General features: G+C 40.6%; 22 protein-coding genes. 7 read left to right on the top strand and 15 right to left on the bottom strand.

Annotated elements, in window-relative coordinates; genetic code table 11:
• Positions 1 to 127 precede the first annotated feature (127 nt).
• Positions 128 to 1,708: a BCCT family transporter gene (locus KG708_RS03150; protein WP_213608077.1), complete on the top strand. Its 1,581-nt coding sequence runs from the start codon at positions 128 to 130 to the stop codon at positions 1,706 to 1,708.
• A 228-nt stretch (positions 1,709 to 1,936) separates the two neighbouring features.
• Here the strand turns inward: KG708_RS03150 and KG708_RS03145 are convergent, their stop codons facing one another.
• The 4 genes from KG708_RS03145 to KG708_RS03130 all read right to left on the bottom strand — a co-directional run bounded on the left by KG708_RS03145 (position 1,937) and on the right by KG708_RS03130 (position 8,723).
• Positions 1,937 to 2,638, bottom strand: a complete 702-nt coding sequence (locus KG708_RS03145; RefSeq protein ID WP_213608076.1) for a 3'-5' exonuclease — start codon at positions 2,636 to 2,638, stop codon at positions 1,937 to 1,939.
• Between the two features lie 3 nt (positions 2,639 to 2,641).
• Complete coding sequence (locus KG708_RS03140; RefSeq protein ID WP_213608075.1) at positions 2,642 to 4,537, bottom strand: DUF294 nucleotidyltransferase-like domain-containing protein; 1,896 nt, start codon at positions 4,535 to 4,537, stop codon at positions 2,642 to 2,644.
• An 86-nt stretch (positions 4,538 to 4,623) separates the two neighbouring features.
• Positions 4,624 to 7,704 (bottom strand): efflux RND transporter permease subunit, encoded by a 3,081-nt coding sequence (locus KG708_RS03135; RefSeq protein ID WP_213608074.1) that lies wholly within the window; start codon positions 7,702 to 7,704, stop codon positions 4,624 to 4,626.
• A gap of 2 nt (positions 7,705 to 7,706) precedes the next feature.
• Positions 7,707 to 8,723, bottom strand: a complete 1,017-nt coding sequence (locus KG708_RS03130; RefSeq protein ID WP_213608073.1) for an efflux RND transporter periplasmic adaptor subunit — start codon at positions 8,721 to 8,723, stop codon at positions 7,707 to 7,709.
• A 176-nt stretch (positions 8,724 to 8,899) separates the two neighbouring features.
• Between KG708_RS03130 and KG708_RS17450 the strand changes: the two genes are divergently transcribed.
• Both KG708_RS17450 and KG708_RS17445 read left to right on the top strand, forming a co-directional pair.
• The gene (locus tag KG708_RS17450) at positions 8,900 to 9,049 is read left to right on the top strand and encodes a hypothetical protein (RefSeq protein ID WP_301003020.1); all 150 of its coding nucleotides are present in this window, start codon (positions 8,900 to 8,902) and stop codon (positions 9,047 to 9,049) included.
• Positions 9,050 to 9,106: 57 nt separating this feature from the next.
• Positions 9,107 to 9,331 carry a hypothetical protein gene (locus tag KG708_RS17445; RefSeq protein ID WP_301003019.1) on the top strand — a complete coding sequence of 75 codons (225 nt, stop codon included), beginning with the start codon at positions 9,107 to 9,109 and terminating at the stop codon, positions 9,329 to 9,331.
• Positions 9,332 to 9,389: 58 nt separating this feature from the next.
• Here KG708_RS17445 and KG708_RS03120 read toward each other — a convergent pair whose 3' ends face one another.
• Positions 9,390 to 10,397 (bottom strand): rhodanese-related sulfurtransferase, encoded by a 1,008-nt coding sequence (locus KG708_RS03120; protein WP_213608072.1) that lies wholly within the window; start codon positions 10,395 to 10,397, stop codon positions 9,390 to 9,392.
• 205 nt (positions 10,398 to 10,602) lie between these two features.
• Between KG708_RS03120 and KG708_RS03115 the strand changes: the two genes are divergently transcribed.
• Entirely contained in the window at positions 10,603 to 11,925 is a 1,323-nt protein-coding gene (locus KG708_RS03115; RefSeq protein ID WP_213608071.1) for a DEAD/DEAH box helicase, read from the top strand.
• Positions 11,926 to 11,927: 2 nt separating this feature from the next.
• The gene (locus tag KG708_RS03110) at positions 11,928 to 12,758 is read left to right on the top strand and encodes a S1-like domain-containing RNA-binding protein (RefSeq protein WP_213608070.1); all 831 of its coding nucleotides are present in this window, start codon (positions 11,928 to 11,930) and stop codon (positions 12,756 to 12,758) included.
• Between the two features lie 55 nt (positions 12,759 to 12,813).
• On the opposite strand, the gene KG708_RS03105 is transcribed toward KG708_RS03110, so the two are convergent.
• The 10 genes from KG708_RS03105 to gyrA all read right to left on the bottom strand — a co-directional run bounded on the left by KG708_RS03105 (position 12,814) and on the right by gyrA (position 23,717).
• Entirely contained in the window at positions 12,814 to 13,188 is a 375-nt protein-coding gene (locus KG708_RS03105; RefSeq protein ID WP_213608069.1) for a hypothetical protein, read from the bottom strand.
• Positions 13,189 to 13,419: 231 nt separating this feature from the next.
• Complete coding sequence (gene pyrF / locus KG708_RS03100; protein ID WP_213608068.1) at positions 13,420 to 14,136, bottom strand: orotidine-5'-phosphate decarboxylase; 717 nt, start codon at positions 14,134 to 14,136, stop codon at positions 13,420 to 13,422.
• A gap of 45 nt (positions 14,137 to 14,181) precedes the next feature.
• Positions 14,182 to 15,318 (bottom strand): lipopolysaccharide assembly protein LapB, encoded by a 1,137-nt coding sequence (lapB, locus tag KG708_RS03095; protein ID WP_213608067.1) that lies wholly within the window; start codon positions 15,316 to 15,318, stop codon positions 14,182 to 14,184.
• Positions 15,319 to 15,320: 2 nt separating this feature from the next.
• Positions 15,321 to 15,602, bottom strand: a complete 282-nt coding sequence (locus KG708_RS03090) for a LapA family protein (protein ID WP_008114742.1) — start codon at positions 15,600 to 15,602, stop codon at positions 15,321 to 15,323.
• 21 nt (positions 15,603 to 15,623) lie between these two features.
• Positions 15,624 to 15,911, bottom strand: a complete 288-nt coding sequence (ihfB, locus tag KG708_RS03085; RefSeq protein ID WP_213608066.1) for an integration host factor subunit beta — start codon at positions 15,909 to 15,911, stop codon at positions 15,624 to 15,626.
• A gap of 67 nt (positions 15,912 to 15,978) precedes the next feature.
• A complete protein-coding gene (rpsA, locus tag KG708_RS03080) occupies positions 15,979 to 17,646 on the bottom strand; it encodes a 30S ribosomal protein S1 (RefSeq protein WP_002961176.1) in 1,668 nt (555 codons plus the stop codon).
• 95 nt (positions 17,647 to 17,741) lie between these two features.
• Entirely contained in the window at positions 17,742 to 18,452 is a 711-nt protein-coding gene (cmk, locus tag KG708_RS03075; RefSeq protein WP_213608065.1) for a (d)CMP kinase, read from the bottom strand.
• Positions 18,453 to 18,559: 107 nt separating this feature from the next.
• Positions 18,560 to 19,837 carry a 3-phosphoshikimate 1-carboxyvinyltransferase gene (aroA, locus tag KG708_RS03070; protein ID WP_213608064.1) on the bottom strand — a complete coding sequence of 426 codons (1,278 nt, stop codon included), beginning with the start codon at positions 19,835 to 19,837 and terminating at the stop codon, positions 18,560 to 18,562.
• Positions 19,837 to 20,919, bottom strand: coding sequence for a 3-phosphoserine/phosphohydroxythreonine transaminase (serC, locus tag KG708_RS03065; protein ID WP_213608063.1), 1,083 nt, complete (start codon positions 20,917 to 20,919; stop codon positions 19,837 to 19,839). The genes aroA and serC overlap by 1 nt, the downstream gene beginning before the upstream one ends.
• A 98-nt stretch (positions 20,920 to 21,017) precedes the next feature.
• Complete coding sequence (gene gyrA, locus KG708_RS03060; RefSeq protein WP_213608062.1) at positions 21,018 to 23,717, bottom strand: DNA topoisomerase (ATP-hydrolyzing) subunit A; 2,700 nt, start codon at positions 23,715 to 23,717, stop codon at positions 21,018 to 21,020.
• A 178-nt stretch (positions 23,718 to 23,895) separates the two neighbouring features.
• Here gyrA and ubiG point away from each other — a divergent pair, with 178 nt between their 5' ends.
• Together ubiG and KG708_RS03050 are read left to right on the top strand one after the other, a co-directional pair.
• Positions 23,896 to 24,606, top strand: coding sequence for a bifunctional 2-polyprenyl-6-hydroxyphenol methylase/3-demethylubiquinol 3-O-methyltransferase UbiG (gene ubiG / locus KG708_RS03055; protein WP_213608061.1), 711 nt, complete (start codon positions 23,896 to 23,898; stop codon positions 24,604 to 24,606).
• Positions 24,606 to 25,286 carry an HAD-IA family hydrolase gene (locus KG708_RS03050; RefSeq protein ID WP_213608060.1) on the top strand — a complete coding sequence of 227 codons (681 nt, stop codon included), beginning with the start codon at positions 24,606 to 24,608 and terminating at the stop codon, positions 25,284 to 25,286. The genes ubiG and KG708_RS03050 overlap by 1 nt, the downstream gene beginning before the upstream one ends.
• Positions 25,287 to 25,556: the final 270 nt, after the last annotated feature.

The following is a 25,556-nucleotide window of genomic DNA, read 5'->3' as shown; positions in this document are numbered from 1 at the left end:
ATTAAATTAGTTAGTCTTCTAACTATTCATGTTATTAGCTTCTTTGCTAAAAATCTAATAAGACGAATACAGTGAGCTATAAAACTGGTATAAAGCCAGCCTGTTTCATTAACCAGTGAGGTATTGCATGAGCAAGAATCATGACAAGTACAGTATTGACAATACGGACTATACCGTAGGTCAAGACAACGTACAAAAATGGGGGTTTGATATACATAACCCTGTATTTGGAATAAGCGCAGGATTAATAGCCTTGTTCTTAGTTGCCGTATTAGTTTCAGATGCCGAAGTAGCTAAAACAGCGTTAGATGGTGTTAAAAACGACATCATTAATAATTTTGATGGCCTGTTTATGTGGGCTGCCAATTTCTTTGTTCTTTTTTGTTTAGCTTTAATTTTTTCGCCTTATGGTAATATCCGCCTAGGCGGGGACGATGCTAAACCCTCACATTCTCGTGTTTCTTGGCTTGCAATGTTATTTGCGGCAGGTATGGGGATTGGCTTAATGTTTTGGGGGGTTGCTGAGCCCGTTGCTTATTACACCGGCTGGTATGAAACACCGCTTAATGTGGCCGCTAATACACCTGAAGCTGCAAAACTTGCAATGGGAGCAACTATGTTCCATTGGGGGCTTCACCCTTGGGCTATTTATGCTGTTGTTGCACTCTCTTTAGCGTTTTTTACTTACAACAAAGGCTTACCGCTTTCTATTCGCTCAATTTTTTACCCTATTTTAGGGGATAAAGCATGGGGCTGGCCAGGTCATATTATCGACATTTTAGCTGTGCTTGCTACCTTGTTTGGTTTGGCAACGTCTTTAGGGTTAGGCGCACAACAGGCTTCAGCTGGTATAAACCACGTATTTGGCCTTGAGGGTGGTATTGGCTCGCAAATTTTAGTTATTGTTGGCGTAACATTATTAGCCATTGTATCGGTCATTCGAGGAATTGATGGTGGCGTTAAGCTACTGAGTAACATGAACATGCTGATTGCTTTGGTGTTACTGATATTTGTATGTTTAGTAGGTTTTGCTGTTGCCATAGGTAATATACCAAATACAGTGATGGGTTATGTAGAGAATATTATTCCATTAAGTAACCCCCACGGCCGTGAAGATGAAACTTGGATGCATGGTTGGACTGTATTTTATTGGGCTTGGTGGATTTCATGGTCTCCGTTTGTAGGTATGTTTATTGCCCGAGTTTCACGTGGCCGGACAATTCGTGAGTTCTTAACTGCGGTATTACTTATTCCCACAGCGGTTACTATTTTATGGATGTCAATTTATGGTGGCATCGCGATTGATCAAGTAATGCAAGGCATTGGTGCGCTAGGTACGGATGGTTTAACAAGCGTGCCTATGGCCATGTTCCAAATGTTTGATGAATTACCTTTGGCGAGTGTTTTATCTTTTATTGCTATTGTTTTGGTCTTGGTATTCTTTATTACCTCTTCTGATTCTGGATCCCTTGTAATCGATTCAATTACAGCTGGTGGTATAGTTGATGCACCTGTACCGCAGCGCATATTTTGGGCTACGGTTGAGGGAGCAATTGCTGCTGCCTTACTCTGGATTGGTGGTACACAAGCGATTGAAGCACTGCAAGCGGGTGCTATTTCAACTGGTCTGCCATTTACTATTGTATTATTACTGATGTGTGTAAGCTTAATTTTAGGCTTACGAACTGAGCCTCGCCCAGTTAAATAACACAGTAAACATTAAAAAAGCCGCAAATTGCGGCTTTTTTAATACGCTATTTTTATCTGAGTATGCATTAATACAATCGGCTTAGGTATGTAGTCTATTGTAGCAGTAAAAAATGCTCTATAACGGGGCAAGATCTTTAGCTATGGTTGTTCTAAATAAAAAAATTAACAACGATATAGGAGGATTTATGGTTAAATTGCTCAACTAGTTTATGCCGTTTGCAGATCACTAAAGCCAAATTTCGCGCACAGGCGTATCTAACCGATAATGATAACTGAGTTGGGCCTGGAGTAATTCAGCTGTTGCTAGTGCATCTGTAAGTGCATTGTGGTTTTGATACAGCGGCAGTGAGTAACGCTTTCTGGTATCGCTTAATCTTAGCGACCCTAGCTTTGAGTTAAATAATCTACCTAATAACCCCTGACGGGCTTTAAGCGCTCGCCTTTCTATTTCCATGGTATCGACTAACGCAAACTCAATTCCCTCTTTAATGCGCATAAGTAGTGCATTATAAAAAAAATGACGTTCAATGGCCGCGTAATGTACCACTACAACTTTACCTTTTAAAGCAGCTAATAAAGGCGCCAGTATACGATTTAAATCGGGCGCTTCGTCAACCTCTGAGTGAGTAATGCCATGAATAACAATCGACTCTTCGCTTAAATCACGACGTGGTTGTACAACCCAGTGGCGGCTATCCTTACAATAAATACGATTTACATTAAATGGGACTAACCCCACACTCACAATATCATCTGTATTGGCATCAAGTCCGGTTGTTTCAAAGTCAAGTGCAACAAAGGGCACGTCTTTGAGTGGCGCAGCTTGATCCGTAAATGCCTGTTGATAAAAATCTTTAAGTAACGGGTTTTGAACACTTTGTAATAGCTGTTCATAACGACGTGACCAATCAAATGTTGATTTAACCATAGTTTATTTAACACCTGAGTGAGCAGAATAGCTAAATTTTAAAAAGCTCTGTGCTTTTTCTAAAATTGCAAAGGCCTCTTTTAAATTACTTTGTTCAAAGGGTGAAAGTAAATGCGGGTCTAAATCGTTATCGGGTGCTTCACCTTGCTCTATTTGCCACGCCTGGTGACGAATACGCACCGTGGCAATATATTCAAACGCATCACGCAAGTCTTGTGCTTTACCTTTAGGCAGTAAATTTGCCTCTATTATGTCTTCTAAGCGTTCAAACGAATTTTGTTTACGAGAGCCTACGGCTAAAGCGTGCACACGTACTACGTCAGATAGCGGCGCTGTACCACGGCGCTTTAAGTTCATTGAGCGTTTGTGCTGGCCATTATGTTCAAGTACAAAACCATTAAAGAAACCCAGAGGTGGCGTTCTATTGCGGGCATTAGCGGCTAAATTAGCTAAAAAGCGTTTATTACCTTTACTCTCTTTTGCCACAAAAGATTTTAATTCATCAGCCCATTTTAGCCTTCCCCAAACGCCATCTAAATCAAAAAATATTGAGCTATTTAATAAAGCTTGTGGCTTAGGTTCCGCCATCCAACTCGCAAATTTTTCTTTCCATTGTGTGCGAGTCATACGCCATTTTTTAAATGACGCCATAATTTCACCGTCACAATAGGTATAGCCACACTTGGCTAGGCCATCACACACAAAGTCAGATAAATTTTGGAAATATTCATCATGGTGTGTTTCATCAAAACTATCATCTAAAATAAGTGCATTATCTTGATCAGTAACAATTAACTGCTCGTCACGCGCCATTGAGCCTAAGGCAATAAAACAATAGGGAATGGGTGATTCACCAAACTTCTCTTCTGCTAAAGCCAATAAGCGCTGTTTAAAGGTACGCCCTATTACGGCCATCGCTGTGCCAATCATATGTGAATTAGCATCTTCATTAACCATGCGTACAAACACATTAGGTAATTGGCGCGCATAATGAACTAAGTCCTCAACCGATTGCTGCGCTAAAATACCGCGTACGAGTAACAAACTACTTTGTGATTCATGACGCAATATATCTGACAGCGATATCACCCCTATTGGGCGCTTTTTATACACGACAGGCAAATGATGTAAGTTATCTCTGAGCATGGCTAAAACGGCTTCAAACACATAGGCATTGCTATCTAGCAAGACCAAACTTGAGGTCATTATCTCTTTAGCTGGGGTATCAAATGATAATCCTTGAGCAACCACCTTAGTGCGGATATCTCTGTCGGTAATAATACCGACAACCTGTCCATCATCTTCTTCTGGATCGTCGTTTATTTGTTTTTCTATGTCGGTGACTAACACTGAAGACACCGATTCTTGAGTCATTAAAAACGCGACTTCTTGAATTGCCGTTTCAGTTGTAACGGTAACAACATCACGGTGTAATAGTGACTTTACTTTAGCAGTAGTTAGATCATTGCTGTCTGCTTGCTCAACAATGGCTTGGTGCAAACGTACGTTGCCGTCCACCTCAAAAAAATCAGCAAAGGTTTCGTATTTATCACAATATTCGTTAAAGGTATTAACGTTTATGCAGTAGGTTAACGTATCTTCTAAGGCACGAGCAGGAAAGCGGACCTTGCGGTTCATCAATAAACCCATTTGTCCAAAAATACCGCCTGTGGCTAAACGATTATAAAGCTCGCCATTACGGCGCGAAATTTCAACAGAGCCACTGCGAATAATATATAAGTCACTAATATCTTGCCCTAAATGTAGAATATCAGTTTGCGCACGAAAATAAGCAACTTCAATTTGCATTGCTAATTCGTTTAGTGCTTCATTCTCAAGCGTATCAAAAGGGGGATGTTCAGCTAAAAATTGAGCTATTTCAACTTGCTCGGCCTGCATAGGTAATCCTTGTGACTTTAATCTAGTTGAATTGTGGGCTTAATTGGCTATTTTTTCAAAGAAAAATAGCCAATTAGCGTAATTAGTTAGTCCAGTTGCTCTAGCTCCTGTGCTAATTGCTTTGATTCATCGCCACGAGGACTAGTAAAACGTGCTAATCCTAAATAAATCACAGGCGTTAAGTAAAGTGTAAACAGCACTGCTAATGCTAGGCCGCCAAATACCACCCAGCCAATGGCATTTCGCGCTTCAGCGCCAGCGCCCGTTGACAATATAAGTGGTAACGCTCCTAGCAAAGTCGAAATTAAAGTCATCGTGATTGGTCTTAAACGTATTAATGCCGCTTGCTCGACGGCTTTACGTACACTAAGCCCCTGATCTCTTAATTGGTCTGCAAATTCAACTAATAAAATAGCGTTTTTAGCGATTAAACCTATTAACATCACTAAACCTATTTGCGAGTATATATTTAATGATGTACCGGTTAAATACAGCGCTAAAATAGCTGATGTAATACCAAATGGCACGGTGATCATCACCACAATTGCACTGTTAACATTTTCAAACTGCGCTGCAAGTACTAAAAATACAATTAAAAATGCCAATATATACGTTAATAATACTTCGTTTGAGGTTTCTTCAAATGTCAGTGCTTCTCCTTTAAAGGCTAGGGTAATGCCTGCAGGCAATGATTGTTCAGACACTTGCTTTATTTGTTCCACTAATGAAGCAATTGTTAAACCTTCAGGTAACTCCATACTTAGTTCTATAGCACGACGCTGTGCATGGCGTTCAAGCTCAGCAGCGACCCCTTCTTCAGAAATATTAGATACACTGCTAAGCGGTACTAATTGATTATTACGGGCTCTAATGAACAAATTTGCCAAATCACTTGGATCGTTAATGGTTTGATTTTGAGCCTGCAACATTATAGGAATAGACTGATCGCCAATATTTAAATCTGCAATATCGTCACCATTAATTGCGGCTCTTAGAGTGATTGCAATATCACTGAGTGATACACCGAGCTCTTCTGCTCGTCGTCTGTCTATATTAACACGCAATTGCGGCTGTGATGGCTGATACGATACTCTTACCGGTGCAACCTCAGGTACAGCTTTTTCAAGATCAGCAGAGAACTGCTGTGCAGCCTTAAATATTTCTAGGTAATCTTGCCCTAGTAAGGCAACTTCTATACCCCCTCCTTGGCCACGTAAATTTAAACTGTTTGCCCCACCCGGGTATGCAGGTGCGCCTGGAATATTCATTAAAGGTTGGCGAATCTTATTAATAATTTCTTGTTGACTAAAGTTACGTTCATCCCAGTGCTTTAATGGCACAGTAATGAACACAATATTGGGATCCCATTGGCCAACTACCGTATAAATAGACTCTATTTCACCACTTTCAACGAAAGGCAGTAAAGTGTCTTCCATTTTTATTGCTTGTCTATCCATAAAGTTTAAGCCTACGCCATCAGGTCCACGGGCAAATATTCTAATTTTACCGCGATCTTCAGTAGGAAGTAATTCGTTATCTAAGCTCATGTACAAAGCACCCGAACCGCCTGCAACAAATAAACAAACAATAAAGGTGATCCAAGCATGATCCAGCACTTTATGAATTGTTTTAGTGTAAATGTTAGCAAGCACATTGCCCAATTTAGCAAAGGGATGAAAACCACCTTGTTTGAGCTTTAATTTTGAGGTGAGCGCTGGTACTAAAGATAATGCAACAAAGCTAGAGATAATCACTGCACCAGCTAGCACACCGCCAAATTCCCTAAATAACCGCCCTGCCGTAGAGGGTAAAAATGCAATAGGCACAAATACAGCGGCTAATACTGCTGTTGTGGCGATAACTGCAAAAAACACTTCTCGAGTGCCGACAACTGCAGCTGCTCGCCTGCCAAGCCCTAATCCACGCTGGCGTTGAATATTTTCACTGACCACAATAGCATCATCAACAATTAATCCTGTAGCCAACACTAATGCAAGTAAGGTTAAAATATTAATTGAAAACCCAAGTGCCCATATAAGTGCTAATGAGCCAATAAGCGCAACAGGAATTGCAAATGCAGGCACTAATGTGGCGCGCCATGAGCCAATGAATACCCATAAAGTGATGATCACCAGTAATACCGTAAGTACCAGTGAATTAATCACTTCATCTACTGAACTTCTAATAAATTGCGCATCATCTGAGGTTAGGGTAAATTCCATCTCAGGAAAGCGTTCGCGCATCCCCTCTATGAGATTTAATACCTCATCAGAAATCTCGATGGTGTTAGACTGTGCTTGGCGGATAATTTCCATACCAATAACAGGTTTACCATTAAGCCTTACCATAGAGCGTGGATCGGCAGGACCAAAATACACCGCAGCAATATCGCTGATACGCGTATCATCACGAATAATAATGTCACCTACTTGTTCAGGGGTAACTGAAGTGGCATCGGCACGGACTATTATTTGTTGATCATCCGATTTTAAACTACCGGCAGGAACATCAAATGGAGCTTGTTTAAGTACATCAGCTACATCAGGGATAGTTAAGTTAAAACTACTGAGCTTTAATGGATCAATACGCACCCGTAGAACGCGCTCTCTATCGCCATTTAAGCGCACATCGGCAACACCCGGAATAGTTAAAAACTGCGGCGCTAAATCAACATCAACTCGCTCGGTTAACGCTTCTAATGATAAGCTATCGCTCGATACGGTTAAAGACACCACGGCTTCAGCATCGTTATCAGCTTTAATAATAGAGACACGCTCAACTTCATCAGGGAGGGTTCTTTGCACACGAGAAACTGACTCTCGTGTTTCATTAGCTGCATCATCAAGGTCAACGCCGGGTCTAAATTCAACTACGATACGTGAACTACCTTCCTCACTTTGAGCTCGAATCGATTTAACCCCACTTACGCGAGCAACGGCTCCCTCTAATTTACTGGTTACCTCAGTATCGACAGTTTCAGGTGAACCTCCTGGAAATGAAGCTGATACGGTAATGCGGGGTCTGTCAACATCAGGAAGCTCACGCACTTCAACGCCCGCAATAGCGGCAATACCGGCTATAATAATTAGTAAATTAAGAACAACAATCAGTACTGGGCGACGAATAGCCATTGATGGCAAGTCTTGCATCATAGGTTGCTGTTTCATAGCTACTCCTGCGTATTAGCAATTGGCGCTGAGAAGCTTAGCGCTTGGTTGGCACGCAGGCGTTGTACGCCTTCTACCACCAAGTTATCTTGTTCTTTTAACTCACCTGACACTAATAAACGACCTGCTAGGCGCTGTTCAATTTTAACGTCAATTCGAGTGGCCTTTTTATCAACACTTGTCCACACGTAAGGACCTGTAGCTCCCCACAGTAATGCCGCTTCAGGGACTGCGGCAAAACGCTGTCCTTCTACTTCAATGTGAACACGAAAACTCATACCAGGTAAAAACTGTTGCTGTGGGTTTTCAAGCTGGGCCTTAACACGTAAAGTGCGAGTTTGTGGGTCAATCCGTGAATCTAAATAAGCAATTTTTGCATTCACGGCACTTGATGATTGCCAAGGATATACTTTTACCCTGCCTTGGTTGCGTAACATATAAACCGCAGACTCTGGCGCATTAAAATTGATATATAAAGCACGCGTATCATCAATGCTTGCAATTGCTGTTTGTGGCGTAATTCTATCACCAACCTCAACATCGGTAAGCCCCATTGTGCCGTTAAATGGGGCGCGAACTTGGCGGTCTTCAATTTCTGTTTCTGCTTGAGTAAGGGTTACTTTTGCAAGTTCAACAACCGTTTTTGCATCATCAACATCACTTTGAGGAACGGCCCCTTTAGCTTGACTTTGTTTTAAACGTTTAAGGGTTCTTTGGCTATCAGCAAGCTTAATTTTCGCTTCATCAAGGGCTGCTTTTTGTCGGCGTGAATCAAGCTCGAGCAACACATCACCTGCTTTTACCCTGTCTCCAGGTCTAAAATGTACCGCTGTTACTTTATCTCCCACCGCTGGGTATAAAATAACCGAATGAATAGCCTCGGCGTTACCCACGGCCTGAACTTGCTCTTTTGCGCGCTCCATCGCGACCTGCTCTACAATTACATTGGCACCATTTACTGACAAACTTAACGACATTAAAGAAAAAAACACACTGGACAAAAGAATTTGCGATTTCAAAGTATCACCCTAATTAATTATTATTTCCATTACGTTACGTAGTTTAACAGCTCCATGATCAATAAATAGCTAAGTACGATAAATTAGCAAAACAATAAGCTGAAATTAAACAAGTAAACCACTATTGCGTATTTTATAGCCGCATACAGAAATCCACACATCCCTAAAGTACATTTATGAAAAAGAGTTTAATTATAGTGATCTTGCTATCAGGCTCTGCAACACAAGGGATTGAGCGGGCCGATCAAAATCAAGTCGTTAAACGTTATTATGCGTCTGTTGAATCAATACAAAAAGTAACTCTCTCCTCTGAAGCAGGGACTTGAATAGCTGCTGGTGAAGGGTATGCCTTTGTAGATAGCTTAATTGGCAATAAAGAAGAAATGATTGGTGGAGCAATTATTGGTGGATTAGTCGTTAGATTATTTACTGCTTTATTTGAAGGGAGTAATAGTGCGTATCAGTATAATTTATATGCTGCTGATGAAGGTGAAGTTACCGTTATTCAAAGCAAAAACTCGATAAAAACACAAATTGTCTGCTCATCAATGCTGCCAATAAAATTACGCTCTCTACTACAGACGCAAGCAATTGTGAAAAGAGTTTAAAATAAAACCTCAGTTAAAACTGAGGTTTTTTTAATAACGTACAAACTAAATGCACCGCTTATTTATTTCGCTGTGCGTCTTTTTGGGCTTTTTTGGCTTCTTTACGTTGTTGTAAAACAGCTTGTGCTTCATTACCAATGTGGCCTTCGCCGCGCGCTTGAGCCAACTCTATTTGCTTCTGGCGCTCTGCAAAACGAGCGCGTTGTTCATCGGTTACATTGTCAATACAGTGGTGACACGACACCCCTTCCATGTATTCTGGCTTTTGTTTTTCTTCCTCAGTGATAGGCATGCGACATGCGTGACACTGATCGTATGAGCCTTTTTGTAAGTCATGATTCACCGCTACACGGTTATCAAATACAAAGCACTCGCCTTCCCACATGGTTTCTTCTTTTGGCACTTCTTCTAGGTATTTTAATATGCCGCCTTCAAGGTGATATACCTCATCAAAACCTTGCTCTTTCATATAGGCTGTTGATTTTTCACAGCGAATACCACCAGTACAAAACATGGCTACTTTTTTATGTTTTGATGAGTCTAGGTTTTCTTTGGCCCACTGAGGGAATTCACGGAATGTTTTAGTGTTTGGGTCTACTGCGTTTTGAAACGTACCAATTTCAATTTCGTAATCATTGCGGGTATCAACAAGAATGACTTCTGGATCAGAAATTAATGCATTCCATTCACTTGGTTTTACATAGCTACCTACGACTTTTAATGGGTCAATACCTTCAACACCCATAGTCACGATTTCTTTTTTAAGCTTTACTTTGGTGCGGTAAAACGGGCATTCGTCATCAAATGATTCTTTGGTAACAATGTTGTCTAAATTAGGTTGGCTATCTAACCACGCAAGTAAGTTATCTATACCTTGGCGTTTTGCTGATACGGTCCCGTTGATCCCTTCTGCAGCAATTAACAAAGTGCCGCGTACTTCGTTTTGCTCCATTACATTAAGTAATGGTTGGCGAAGTGCTTCAAAATCAGGCAGAGAAACAAATTTATACAAAGCGCACACAACAAAGTGTTCGCTGGTTACATTATCTTTATGGACAGCAGTCATGGTATTCCTATTTTGCTTTTAAACCCCGCTTGGGGCGGTTACCGAATCGTAAATCCGGCGCATATGGGGCGCATATTTTACGCTTTTTTTGTTTAAATGCAAAAAAATGGATGATAATGCGCTTTTTACTGTTAGCACAGTAGCCCTGTGGGCTATAATGCGCGAATAAATTGATACAAACTTGCCGATATTGGAGAAATATACATTGCACTTTACTGATCTTGGGATTGATACTCGCCTAGAAACACAATTAGCGCATCAAGGGATCACCCAGCCTACCGATATTCAAGCCCATGCTGTGCCAACCGCACTGGCAGGCCATGACATTTTCGCTCAGTCAAAAACGGGGTCAGGCAAAACTTTAGCGTTTTTACTACCCGCTGTGCAGCGTGTAATGAAACAAAAAGCACTCAGTAAACGTGATCCTCGTGTACTTATTGTTGCTCCAACCCGTGAGCTTGCAACTCAAGTGTTCACACAACTACGATTACTGATTGCCGGTACTAATATAAAAGCGGTTAAGATTCTCGGTGGCGAAAATTTTAACGACCAAATTAAAGCGCTGCGTAACGACCCCCATTTTGTGGTCGCCACACCAGGTCGCTTGGCGGATCATTTAAATCAACGCTCTTTACAGTTAAGCGGTTTAGAGCTACTTATATTTGATGAAGCAGATCGTATTTTAGATTTAGGTTTTACCGACCAGCTTAAGTTAATTAATGAACTGGCTGATCACCGTCTTCGTCAAACTTTATTATTTTCCGCAACGCTGGATCATGCTCAAGTTGATGCGTTATCGCGTAATTTATTAAAAAAACCAAAACAAATTATGCTCAGTGCAGCCAATGAGCAACACAGTGATATTAAACAAACTTTGTATTTAGCCGACCACCTTGATCATAAAGAAGCACTGCTTGAGCATTTTTTAAATCAAGATAACGTAGGCCAGTGCATTATATTTACTGCCACACGAGCAGATACTAGCCGTTTAAGTGAATCACTAAATAGCAAAGACTTTAAATCTGTGGCATTGGCTGGTGATTTAACGCAAAGTAAGCGCCTTGATATTATGGATGCGTTTAGCCGTGAAAACTTTAAAATATTAATTACGACTGATGTAGCATCGCGCGGTTTAGATTTACTCAGTGTTACTCATGTTATTAATTTTGATTTACCAAAACACGCAGAAGAATACGTTCACCGTATTGGTCGTACTGGTCGTGCTGGTTTTAAAGGAAATGCATTATCACTCGTTGGCCCTAAAGATTGGGCTAGTTACTTGGCAATAAAATCATTTTTAAATGACGAATTATCGTTTGCGACTGTTGAAGGTTTAAAAGCGAAATTTAAAGGTATTAAAGAGAAACAAGTAGCGCCAATAAAGCCAACTAAAAAAGCAGTGACCACGAATAAGCCACAGCCAAAACGTAAAGCAAAACCGAAAAAGCCAGCAGCCCCAATTAAAGCACCTCTTAATATTGATGGTGACACCCCGATGCGTCGTAAAAAAAAGCCTGAGCAGGAATAATTATGAGTTACCTAGGAACCACCCAAACCCTTTTTGTTAAAGAAGTCAGTAATGAAGGTGCCTATTTAGACGGGCATGACTTAGGTGAAGTTTTTTTACCTAAACATGAAATAAAACATGAACTTGAAGCTGGCGATAGCATAAGCGTATTCACATTTTTAGACAATGCAAACCTACCGACGGCGACAACTAAAAAACCCCATGCACAAGTAGGTGAATATGCCCTACTGCGTGTTAAAGAAATAAACAGCATAGGCGCGTTTTTAGATTGGGGCTTAGAAAAAGACGTACTGGCACCGTTTAATGAACAAAAACCACGTATGCAAGAAGGCTACTCGTATTTAGTACGTTTATATCTTGATAACGCCAGTCAGCGTATTTGTGCCTCAACCAACTTTAACCGTTTTTTATCAAAAGATGAGCCTCAGTATAGTCACTTACAAGAAGTTGACTTAATTGTGGCAGGCAAAACCGATATTGGTTACAAGGTACTTATTGAAGAATCTCATTTTGGTGTTGTATTTTACAACATGGTATTTAAAAACCTGTTTGTTGGTCAGAAACTAAAAGGGTATATTCAAAAAGTACGCGAAGACGGAAAAATTGACGTTATACTTGAAAAACCTGGTATGGGTAAGGTCAGTGATCTTAGCGAAAAGATTATGGAAAAGCTTAAAGATGAGGGTGGCATACTCGCTATCGGTGACAAGTCAGAGCCTGAACTTATCAAAAAAGTGTTCTCAACCAGTAAAGCGAATTATAAAAAAGCCATTGGTGGTTTATTTAAACAAGGTTTAATTGATATTGAAGCTAAGTCTATTCGTTTAAAATAACTCAATAAAAAGCCACTTACGCTTTAAAGCTAAGTGGCTGTTTAGTCCCTCAAGCTTATAACCTAAAATTTTTATAAGGTAAGGTACAGCGAGAATATTCATTTGAGTATTCAATTAATTCTTTTTTAGACTCTATATTTAACGGTGCTAATCTAAATACTTTTTCTATGCACTGATTTTGCATTTTATCGTGTATAACAACGCACTCACTGCTGCTAACATCAACACCTGCTAATACACCTTCATTTTTGTAACATAAATGCCGCGAATAATCTTGAGCCATTTTTTTAAACTTGAATAAGTCAACAGGATAATCACTCACTAAATCTGTAATGTTAGAGACATTATCGTACATTTTGCTTGAAAGCACATATTTATTAATAGCAAAGCCACTAATGCCAATCACACCTAAAAAAAATATTATACGCAAAGCGGACCCCTCAACAAAAACAACATTAATGTAACATAAACAACGCGCTATGTAAGAGATTATTTTAAAAAAAGCAATATTGCGTTATGCTAATTGTATTAAATTGGTGAGCTATTTTGAAGTAGGAAAACCGTGTCGATAGCAAAGCAAAATTTCATTATTTGGTTGCTCTAAATGAGAAATTTTAACGCGGCTAGCGTCAAGTTTCCCCCTCAAAATGATTAAACATTATTACGCATTAAAATTTTCTAAAGATTCATTTATTGAAGCCAACACAGTAACCGGATCCATAGCTTGTGTAATGGGTCGACCTATTACTAAATAGTCACTGCCAGCTTCGATCGCTTCTTTTGGCGTCATAATACGTTTTTGGTCACCCGCATCACTGCCCGCAGGACGAATACCCGGTGTAACAAGTTTAAACTCTTTACCTAAAGCGGCTTTTAAACTGTGTGCCTCTTGCGCTGAGCAAACCACACCATCAAGCCCAGCTTGTTTTGTTAGTTTTGCTAGGTGCATAACTTGTTCTTGTGGGGATTTATTTATACCTAAACGTTCAAGCTCTGCTTCATCCATGCTAGTTAATACGGTAACAGCAATTAATAAGGGCGCTTTATCACCAAACTGTTCAAGTGCTTGTTTGGCTTTATACATCATTTCATAGCCACCAGATGCATGCACGTTGACCATCCATACACCCATCTTAGCGGCAGCAGTAACCGCTTTAGCGACGGTATTTGGAATATCATGAAATTTTAAATCTAAAAAAACATCAAAACCTAAATCAACTAGCTCTTTAACAAATTCAGGGCCAAAATAAGTAAACATTTCTTTGCCTACTTTTAATCGGCAAGTATCCGGGGAAAGCTGCTTAACAAATGCCAGCGCAGTTTGCTGATCATCATAATCAAGCGCAATAAGAATTTTTTTTGATTGTTCGAAAGACATAACTATCCTACTAGTGTGCGAAAAGTATAATTTAATGCTAAGAGATTAAAATCCGTCTAAGCCTCTGCTAGGCACAATGGTTTCCCAATGCTTACACGAAGGGCAATTCCAATAAATGGTGTAACTTGTAAAGCCACAATGCTGACATTGAAAATCAGGTTTAGTGGCGATGTATGAGGTAACAAGTTTATCTATTTGATTAAGTACATCTTTGGTATTTTTATTTTCTGCGCTCATTAATTGTAGTAAAAAACTAAAGCCACGTATGGTCGGTTGACGCTTTAGGCTGTCGGTTAAAAATTCAAATGCTTGCTCTGTATGCCCTTGCTCTAGTAAAGCTTGGCAATGTTGTATTTTTATCATCACCCCGCCTTTGTCTAATAAGTCGCTCACGAGTTCATGAAATTGGTGAGTTAATTTTAACTGCTTATAACTGTGTGCTAACTTATCAATAAACAGTGGCGCAAAAAAAGTAAACTGGCAAATTAATTCTCGCCAATAATAAATTGCTTTTACGTAATCTTCTTTAGTATAGGCTATCAGACCAAGCTCATATAAAGGCCTAATTGTTTTAAAGTTTAGGCCAATGGACTTATGCATAAGTTGGGGATTGTTACTGGCAATCGCATGCTCACAGTAAAAATTAGCAATTGCTTTAAACTGTTGTTCTTTAGAAAAAAGTTCAGTATGCGCTTCAAACATATTAATGCCTTTTCCCCATTCACGAGTTTGTGAATACAAAGAAATAATCGGGTCGAGGGCTTCAGCATGGTTATTTTTAACTAGCCAGATCAAATGCTCTTCTGCGCTATCGAGCAACCCCGCTAAAATATAATCCTCAGCTAGTTCTAAACGGCTATTAGCGGCTTGTTTTTCGTTAAGGCTTGGGTGTTTTAGCAGCAGTTCGTGAATTTTTATTGCACGGTCAAGCTCACCACGGCGGCGAAACATGGTTGCTAAAGTAGAATAATGTTCAACAGAGTCAGCAGCTACTTCGAGCAAATTAATTAAATGCTCAAGCCCCTGATCTTCTTCCCTATCCAGTAAAAACTTTAACCCTTTACTGTATTCAGAAGTAATTTGACGATTAAATTGATGAGCCTGATTTTTAGCACTGTTTTTTCCCATGATCCAACCATAACCGGCGGCAACGGGAAGCAGTAAAAACAACAGCTCAATCATAATTAGGTGTCTTTGTTGGCAATACGCTTTTTATTATCTTTTTCAGGCGTTAATTGCTTTTTTAAACGGTAATTTTGCCACTTTAATTGCGTGAACAATTTAAAACTCACAAAACAACCCACTACAACACCTAGCAAAAAGCAGATACTTATTATAACGGCTAAAGGTAATGTATTACTGGCTATTATGTAGTTAATTTGTGTTAATTGTGGATTTTGAGAACCCAATACAAACGCACCAATTAAAAAAAGTGCCGCCAGAATAATTTTTAATACCTTGAACAAGTAACTACTCCAATAAGTTTACTAAGCAATACTTGCGTTTACACGGTCACGTAGTTCTTTGCCTGGTTTAAAATGAGGTACATGCTTACCATCTAACTCTACAGTTTCACCTGTTTTAGGGTTACGCCCTGTACGCGGCGCGCGGTAATGCAAAGAGAAACTTCCAAAACCTCGGATCTCAATACGATCTGAAGAAGATAATGAGCCGGCCATTTGTTCAAGAATTTCTTTTACAGCATTCTCAACATCTTTCACAGGAATATGTGAATGTTGTTCAGCAAGTGTTTCTATCAGTTCTGACTTAGTCATAGCGTTTCCTTAAAAAGAAATAGTGGAAGGGCATAAACTGCCCTTCCAATTAAAAGACTATAATTAATTAGTCTTTTTGTGCATTTGCGAAAGCAGCTGCCATTGCGTTTTCAAACACTGGCTCTTCTTTCTTAAGCTTCTCTAGTACTTCTTTCTCTTCTGCTTCGAAAAGAGCTTTAACAGATAAGCTTAAAGTGCGGTTCTTACGATCAACACCAACGTATTTAACTTCAATCTCGTCGCCTACAGAAACAACAGTAGTTGCATCTTCAACGCGCTCTTGAGCGATATCAGCTACACGGATGTAACCTTCAACGCCTTCGATAAGTTCAACAGTTGCGCCTTTCGCATCAACTTCAGTCACTTTACCTTTAACAATAGCACCTTTTTTGTTTGCATCAAGGTAGTTATTGAATGGGTCAGCTTCGATTTGCTTAACACCTAGAGAGATACGTTCACGCTCTGGGTCAACTTGCAATACGATAGCAGTGATTTCGTCGCCTTTCTTGAATTCACGTACAGCTTCTTCGCCAGGTGTATTCCAAGAAATGTCTGAAAGGTGTACAAGACCATCAATACCACCGTCAAGACCGATAAAGATACCGAAGTCAGTGATTGATTTGATCTTACCAGTAACTTGGTCGCCTTTGTTTTGTAGACGAGCAAATTCCTGCCAAGGATTAGCAATACATTGCTTAAGACCAAGAGAAATACGACGACGTTCTTCGTCGATTTCAAGAACCATTACTTCAACAGTGTCACCTAGTGATACAACTTTTGAAGGGTGGATGTTCTTGTTAGTCCAATCCATTTCAGAAACGTGTACTAGACCTTCAACGCCTTCTTCGATTTCAACGAAGCAACCGTAATCAGTAAGGTTAGTAACACGACCAGAAAGTTTAGAACCTTCTGGGTAACGACCAGCGATAGCTGCCCATGGATCTTCGCCAAGCTGTTTAAGGCCTAAAGATACACGTGTTTTATCTTTGTCGAATTTAAGAACTTTAACTGCGATTTCGTCGCCAACATTAACGATTTCTGAAGGGTGCTTAACACGCTTCCACGCCATATCAGTAATGTGTAGTAAACCATCAACACCACCAAGGTCAACGAACGCACCGTAGTCAGTAAGGTTCTTAACGATACCTTTAACTTCTTGACCTTCAACAAGGTTAGCAAGAAGTTCTTCACGTTCTTGTGAGTTTTCTGATTCGATAACTGCACGACGTGAAACAACAACGTTGTTACGTTTTTGATCAAGCTTGATTACTTTAAATTCAAGCTCTTTGCCTTCAAGGTGAGTTGTGTCACGTACTGGACGAACATCAACAAGTGAACCAGGTAGGAAAGCACGGATTGAATCAACTTCAACAGTGAAACCGCCTTTAACTTTACCGTTGATAACACCAGTAACAGTCTCTTGCTCTTCACATGCTTTCTCAAGACGGATCCATGCTTCGTGACGCTTCGCTTTCTCACGAGAAAGGATAGTTTCACCGAAACCGTCTTCGATTGCATCTAGTGCAACATCTACTTCGTCGCCAACAGCAACTTCTAGTTCACCAGCAGCATTTTTGAACTGCTCTGCAGGGATAGCACTTTCTGATTTAAGACCAGCATCTACAAGTACAATGTTGTTCTCGATTGAGATTACTGTACCTTTAACGATAGAGCCTTGCTCTGCTTCAAAACCCTTTAAGCTTTCTTCAAATAACTGCGCAAAATTTTCTGACATACGAATATACGTCTCATATATTAATACCAATAAGCAACCATGCTGCATGGGGTTGTTAAAATAGCACTGGCGTCCTGCTGGTGCATAAAATGTGTTTAGCTTCGTTTAGGAAGCTTACCTTCTGAGATGCTCGCATCTAATAAAGTTATAACCTTATCAAAGACTTGCTGCGCATTGAGTTCGCTAGTATCAATCTCAATCGCATCCTCTGCAGGTGCAAGCGGCGCAACGGCGCGATTCATATCGCGATCATCACGTGCTTGAATGTCCTGTAATAGACCACCTAGTGTAACATCAAGCCCGCGCTCATTCAACTCAACAAAACGTCTGCGAGCACGTTCTTGTGCACTTGCGGTTAGAAATATCTTTAATGGCGCATCTGGAAATACCACAGTACCCATATCGCGACCATCGGCAATTAAACCGTTTTCTGTTCTAAATGCACGTTGGCGGCGAAGCAATGCTTCACGAACACGGGGCAATGCGGCCACTTTAGACGCTGCAGCTCCCACTTCTTCATTTCGAATAGTGGTGGTTACATCTTCGCCTTCTAAAATAATCTTTCCTGCATTAGTGTCACTGTCTATCAAAAACTGCACATCAAGATTGGCAGCTAATGGAACGAGTGCTTCTTCGTTATCTAACGCAATTTGGTGATGAAGTGCTGCCAGTGATAGTACGCGATAAATTGCTCCGCTATCTAACACATCCCAGCCTAATTTTTCAGCCAATAGGCGACAAACAGTTCCTTTACCAGAACCACTTGGGCCATCTACGGTGATTACGGGCATTAATAACGCCTGCATTTAAAATCTCCTTCAATGCACACCAAAATAAACCGCCACATTATACGTTAGTTAATTCAATATATCTGCTTTTAGTATGTAAAATTTTATAAATACTTATAAACAACCTATTTGCTGACAGATGCTAACACTTTGAAAAATGTTGGAAATGTCTTATATGTACAAGCTGGATCATTAATTGTGATTGGTTTTCCACCCACAGCTACCAGTGCAAAGCACATAGCAATACGGTGATCGTCATAGGTATCAACTGCGACATTATTAAATTGTTTTGGCGGTGTGATTTCAATAAAGTCGTGCCCTTCAACCACGTCAGCCCCTACTTTTTTAAGCTCAGTAGCCATCGCATGTAAACGGTCCGTTTCTTTTACGCGCCAGTTATAAATGTTGCGAATAGCAGTTGGCCCTTTTGCAAACAAAGCAACAGTAGCTAAAGTCATTGCAGCATCAGGTATCGCATTTGCGTCTATATCGATACCGTTAAGCTCGCCTTTACGAACAACTAAACGCTCGTCATACCAATCAATTTTGGCACCAACCTGCTCCATCACTTTAGCAAAACCAATATCACCTTGAACTGATTTAGCACCGACACCTTTTATTTCTATTTCGCCACCGGCAATTGCTGCTGCAGCAATAAAGTAAGAAGCGGATGAAGCATCCCCTTCTACCATAATACGCTTAACAGCTTGGTACTGTTGTGCACCTTTAACGAAGAAGGTAGTGTAATTTTTATGCTCAACTGTCACGCCAAAGCGCGCCATCACATCCAGAGTAATATCAATATAAGGCTTAGAGACTAACGTGCCTTTAATTTTAATTTGAGTATTACCTTTAAATAACGGCGCAGCCATGAGCAGCGCCGTTAAAAATTGACTTGAAATACTGCCGTCAATTTCGACTTCACCACCGGAAATTTGCCCACCGATAATTTTAAGTGGTGGGTAATCTTTATTTTTTAAATAACTGACATTACCACCCAAGGCTTGTAAGGCATCAACTAAATGACCAATTGGTCGCTCTTCCATGCGCGGCTCACCAATGAGCTCGTATTCACCCGCAGTGGCTGCAAGTACGGCTGTTAATGGTCGATACGCAGTACCTGCATTACCTAAAAACAACGGCTCCGTTGGCGTATTAAACACGCCACTCACGCCCTCTACGGTTGCTACAGTGCGCGCATTATTAAGTGTCACATTCACACCTAGCTGCTCTAAAGCGCCCAGCATATGGCGAATATCGTCGCTATCGAGTAAGTTTTCAACAACAGTGGTGCCGTTAGATAATGCTGCTAATAATAAAATTCGGTTTGATAAGCTTTTTGAGCCCGGTAATGTCACAGTACCATTAACGTGTGAAATAGGGGCTAGGGAAAGTTGCTCCATTAACTATTCTCCTTGGCGAAGTTAGCCATAAAGTCAACTAGAGCTTGTACGCCTTCCAATGGCATCGCGTTATAAATACTGGCGCGCATCCCACCTACAATACGATGACCTTCAAGCGCTAACAAGCCCTCTTGTTTTGACTCTTTCACAAACTTATCATTTAAGTTTTCATCAACCAGCCAAAAAGGCACATTCATACGTGAACGGCAATGCTTCGCCACTTTATTGGTATAAAAGTCTGAGCCATCAATAAAATCATAAAGCAGCTGCGCTTTGGCAATATTGTGTGCTTCCATGGCTTTTACCCCCCCGGTTTGCTCAAGCCATGCGAATACTTCAGCCGCTAAATACCAAGCAAAGGTCGGTGGGGTGTTAAACATGCTGCCTTGTTTTGCTTCAAGGGCGTAATCTAAAATACCCGGCTTGGCGAGCCCTTCACGCTCAAGTAGCGTTTTGCGAACAATCACAATAGCAATGCCCGATGGACCGATATTTTTTTGTGCACCTGCGTAGATTAAATCAAATTTATTAACGTCAATTTCGCGCGATAAAATAGTCGATGACATATCGGCTACAATCGGCGCCGTTGGATGACTGGGTATGTCAAATATTTCAAGGCCGTCTACCGTTTCATTCGGACAATAATGAATATAAGACGCATCAGCCGGTAAAACCCAGTCGGCTATCTGCTTAATAGAAAACAAACCGTTATCATCATTACGTACATCAATAGCGTGAGTTTGAGTAAACTTATCTGCTTCGCTGGTTGCACTTTTTGACCAAACGCCATTTTCACAATAAACCGCTTTTTTACCGTTAACATGAAGATTTAAAGGTACCGCACTGAATTGACCTCGACCACCACCGTGCATAAATAGCACTTCAAACTCGTCACTTATATTCATTAAACGACGCAGGCTGGCTTCACATTTAGCGGTTAATGCTAAAAATTCATGACTACGATGACTTATTTCCATCACCGATACACCTAGACCTTGCCAGTTTAAAAACTCTTTTTGCGCTTTTTGCATAACAGCCGGTGGTAACATTGCAGGGCCTGCACAAAAATTATATATACTCATTACCTTTTCCTCATTCCAGTAATTTAACTTGAATTAAACTAATTTAATTTTTTTCAACCACATAAAAAAAGCGGCCAAGGCCGCTTTTTTCAATCTAATTATTCTGAAGGAGGATTGTCATCCGCCACTTCATCAATAACTGTATCTACTGTTTCAACGTCTTCGATATCAACCAAGTCACTTTCAGTCACTTCAATTTCTTCTATACGTTGTAAACCAACTACTTGCTCTTCGTCAATAGTTCTGATCAAAATAACACCTTGGGTGTTACGTCCAACCGTAGAAACTTCATTAACGCGAGTACGCACTAAGGTACCACGATTCGAAATAATCATTATTTCGTCGTTGTCATCAACCTGTACAGCACCAACAACAGCACCGTTACGCTCACTCACTTTGATTGATACAACACCTTGTGTTGCACGACTCTTAGATGGGTAATCTTCAAGTTGAGTACGCTTGCCATAGCCATTTTCTGTCACTGTTAATATTGCGCCATCATTCTTTGGTACAATAAGTGATACAACACGTTGCCCCTCTGGCATCTTAATACCACGGACACCCGTTGCCGTGCGGCCCATAGGACGTACACCTTTAAAACGAATTTCAGGTTTACCTTCTTCGTCTAGTATTGGGTTACCATTTTCATCAACGACAGCTGTTTCTTCAGCTTCTTTAAAGCGAACAACTTTACCCGCATCAGTGAACAACATAATTTCGTTGCTGCCATCGGTAATATCAACACCGATTAAACTATCACCTTCGTTTAAGTTAACCGCAATAATTCCGCTTGCACGTTGGCGACTGTATGCCGTTAATGGCGTTTTCTTAACTGTACCAAATGCTGTCGCCATAAAGATGTACTTATCATCTTCATAATCGCGCACTGGCAGGATTGCAGTAATACGTTCGTCTGCTTCAAGCGGTAATAAGTTAACAATTGGCTTACCACGCGCTGCACGACTGGCAAGTGGCAACTGGTATACTTTAAGCCAATATAAACGACCCGCTGTAGAGAAACATAAAATAGTATCGTGCGTATTGGCAACCAATAAACGTTCAATGAAATCTTCATCTTTCATCTTAGTTGCTGACTTACCTTTACCACCACGACGCTGCGCTTCGTAATCAGTTAATGCTTGATATTTAACGTACCCTTCATGTGAAAGCGTAACAACTACGTTCTCTTCGTTAATTAAATCTTCAAGGCTAATATCGTGTGCTGCAGCATTTATTTCAGTGCGGCGCTCATCACCATATTGCTCTTTAATTTCAACGAGCTCATCACGAATAACTTCCATTAAACGATCTGGACTTGCCAAAATGAATAATAACTCAGCAATCAACTCAAGTAATGATTGATATTCGGTAAGAATTTTTTCGTGTTCAAGACCCGTCAGTTTGTGTAAACGTAAGTCTAATATTGCTTGAGCTTGTTGCTCAGAAATATAGTACTGACCATCACGAATACCAAGCTCGCTTGCTAACCAATCTGGGCGTGCCACGTTGTCTTCGCCTGCTTTATCAAGCATGGCTTTAACATTACCTAATTCCCATGGACGCGCAGTTAATGCAACTTTTGCTTCAGCAGGTGTTGGCGACTTACGAATAAGTTCAATAATTGGGTCAATATTAGCCAGTGCAATCGCTAAACCTTCTAGCGTATGCGCACGATCGCGGGCTTTGCGTAAATCAAACACCGTACGACGGGTAACAACTTCACGACGGTGAATAATAAACTCTTCAAGCATTTCTTTTAAGTTGAAACACTTAGGTTGGTTATTAATTAACGCAACCATGTTCATACCAAACACAGTTTGTAACTGAGTTTGTGAATAAAGGTTGTTTAAAATAACTTCACCTACGTCACCACGTTTGATCTCGATAACGATACGCATACCGTCTTTATCTGATTCATCACGTAGTGCGCTGATCCCTTCAATTTTTTTATCTTTAACTAGCTCGGCGATTTTTTCAATCAAACGTGCTTTGTTAACTTGGTAAGGGATTTCATGAACAATAATGGTTTCGCGACCCGTCTTTTCATCGGTTTCGATGTCAGCACGCGCACGCATGTACACTTTACCACGACCGGTTTGATAAGCTTGTTCAATACCTTTTTTACCGTTAATAATCGCCGCAGTTGGGAAATCAGGCCCAGGAATGTAATCCATCAACTCTGTTATGGTTAATTCAGGGTTTTGAATAAGCGCTAAACAGCCATTCACGACTTCTGTTAAGTTATGTGGCGGAATATTGGTGGCCATACCAACCGCTATACCTGATGAGCCATTAACTAATAGATTAGGTATTTTAGTGGGTAACACATCAGGAATTTGCTCTGTGCCATCGTAGTTAGGCACAAAATCAACCGTTTCTTTTTCAAGATCGGCTAATAATTCGTGCGACATTTTTGCCATACGTACTTCTGTATAACGCATTGCCGCTGCTGAATCACCATCAACCGAACCAAAGTTACCTTGACCATCTACTAGCATGTAACGCAGTGAGAATGGCTGAGCCATACGTACGATGGTGTCATAAACTGCACTGTCGCCGTGTGGGTGGTATTTACCGATTACGTCACCGACCACACGGGCCGATTTTTTGTAAGGCTTGTTCCAGTCATTACTAAGCTCGTTCATTGCAAACAAAACGCGACGGTGAACAGGTTTTAAACCGTCACGTACGTCTGGTAATGCACGTCCTACAATTACACTCATGGCGTAATCTAAGTAGGAGTTTTTTAACTCGTCTTCAATATTGACTGGCAGAATTTCATTGGCGAGATCAGTCATTTGATATCACATTCCTTCAGTATCAGCTCTCAACAACCCAGTATTAGGTATTAAGAGTGTTTGTTATTATTTCTAAGTAACCATGCTATCACAATTAATTTTAATTTACAGGCGCAAAACTTTGCGATTTATCAATTTAGGCCTATATAATGGCCTCAGATTGACGAGGAAGTATTTTATGACCGAACATCAAAATGTAGATAACGCAGAAATAGCAAAGTTTGAAGCCATCGCAGAACGTTGGTGGGATTTAGAAGGCGAATTTAAGCCCTTACACGAAATTAATCCATTACGATTAGATTTCATCGCAGACAAAACTAAAGGATTATTTGACAAAGAAACCCTCGATGTAGGATGTGGTGGTGGCATTTTAAGTCACAGCATGGCGCGAATGGGCGCTAAAGTAACTGGCATTGATATGGGCCAAGAGCCTCTAACCGTAGCTAAATTACACAGCTTAGAAACAAGCGTCCCCGTTGAGTATATAAAAGTACCTGCAGAGCAGTTTGCAGATGAGCACCCTGAGCGCTTTGATGTGATCACTTGTATGGAAATGTTAGAGCATGTTCCCGACCCCGCTTCGATTATTTGTGCGGTGGCTAAATTGGCAAAACCGGGGGCTGACGTGTTTTTCTCTACCCTCAATAAAACCCCTAAAGCTTACTTATACGCCATTGTTGGCGCTGAAAAACTGTTAAAAATGGTACCAGAAGGTACACACGATCATAATAAGTTTATTAAACCTGCGCAATTAATTGCATGGGCAGAACATGCAGGCTTAAAAGTACGTGCCAGTGCTGGTTTAAGTTACAACCCGCTTTCTAAGCAATACACAATGAATGATGATGTGAGCGTAAATTATATGCTGCATTTTGAGAAGTTAGCGTAATGGCAAGCTCTCAACCCCCCATAGCCCCACTGGAATATCAAGCATTGCTATTTGACTTAGATGGCACTTTACTCGATACCGCCGATGATTTAGGAGCAGCACTCAACACTGTGCTGCGTAATCATCAGCATCCTGAAGTAAGTCGTGATATATACCGACCAGCGGCTTCAAACGGTGCTGCCGCTTTATTGGCTGCTGGTTTTAAAGAAAGCTGGGCGCAACAACCGCAAGAGCAACTTTTACAAGAGCTAGTCACGCAATATGCTGCCAATATTGCCACTTATACCCGATGTTTTGTAGGAATAGAGCAATTACTAATCGCACTTGATAACAAAGCAATACCCTGGGGAATTATGACTAATAAGCCCGGATTTTTAACTGATCCTTTAGTCAAGGCGATTCCTGCATTAAAAAGTGCACGTATTGTGATAAGCGGTGATACCTTAGCTGAATCTAAGCCCTCACCCCTTCCTTTATTGTATTGCGCTGAAAAAATGAACGTTGATCCTTCGCATTGCTTATATATAGGCGATGCGCAGCGTGACATTCAAGCAGGTAAAGCAGCCAATATGCACACCGCTACCGCTTTATGGGGATATGTACCGAGTGTTGACGAGGCATTGGCTTGGAATGCGGATTTTAATTGGCACAGTCCTATAGATGTATTTAACCACATATAGTGCCATGTTAATTAATAAACACTACATATTGTGATTGTGTTAGTTTTTACGCAAAGCTTGATGATAAAAAAAGCAGACAAAATTTATTTTTAAAAAGCGTAAATTTAATCTTTCGTTAGTTGATTTTTACAAATTTCAACTTAACCGAATGATCAAAGGTTAATGCCTACTAACACAATTGCGTTATCCCAACGTTATCCACAATGAGAGCGGTTTCTGTCCCTTGCAAAAGATCCCAGACCACACTATCTTGTGATCTCTAATTTGAAC

It is taken from the genome of Pseudoalteromonas sp. (genome assembly GCF_018402495.1).
In the GTDB taxonomy this organism is placed as follows: Bacteria; Pseudomonadota; Gammaproteobacteria; order Enterobacterales; family Alteromonadaceae; genus Pseudoalteromonas.
The sequence above is the reverse complement of the archived record's forward strand: the minus strand, read 5'-3'. Positions and strand labels throughout refer to the sequence as shown.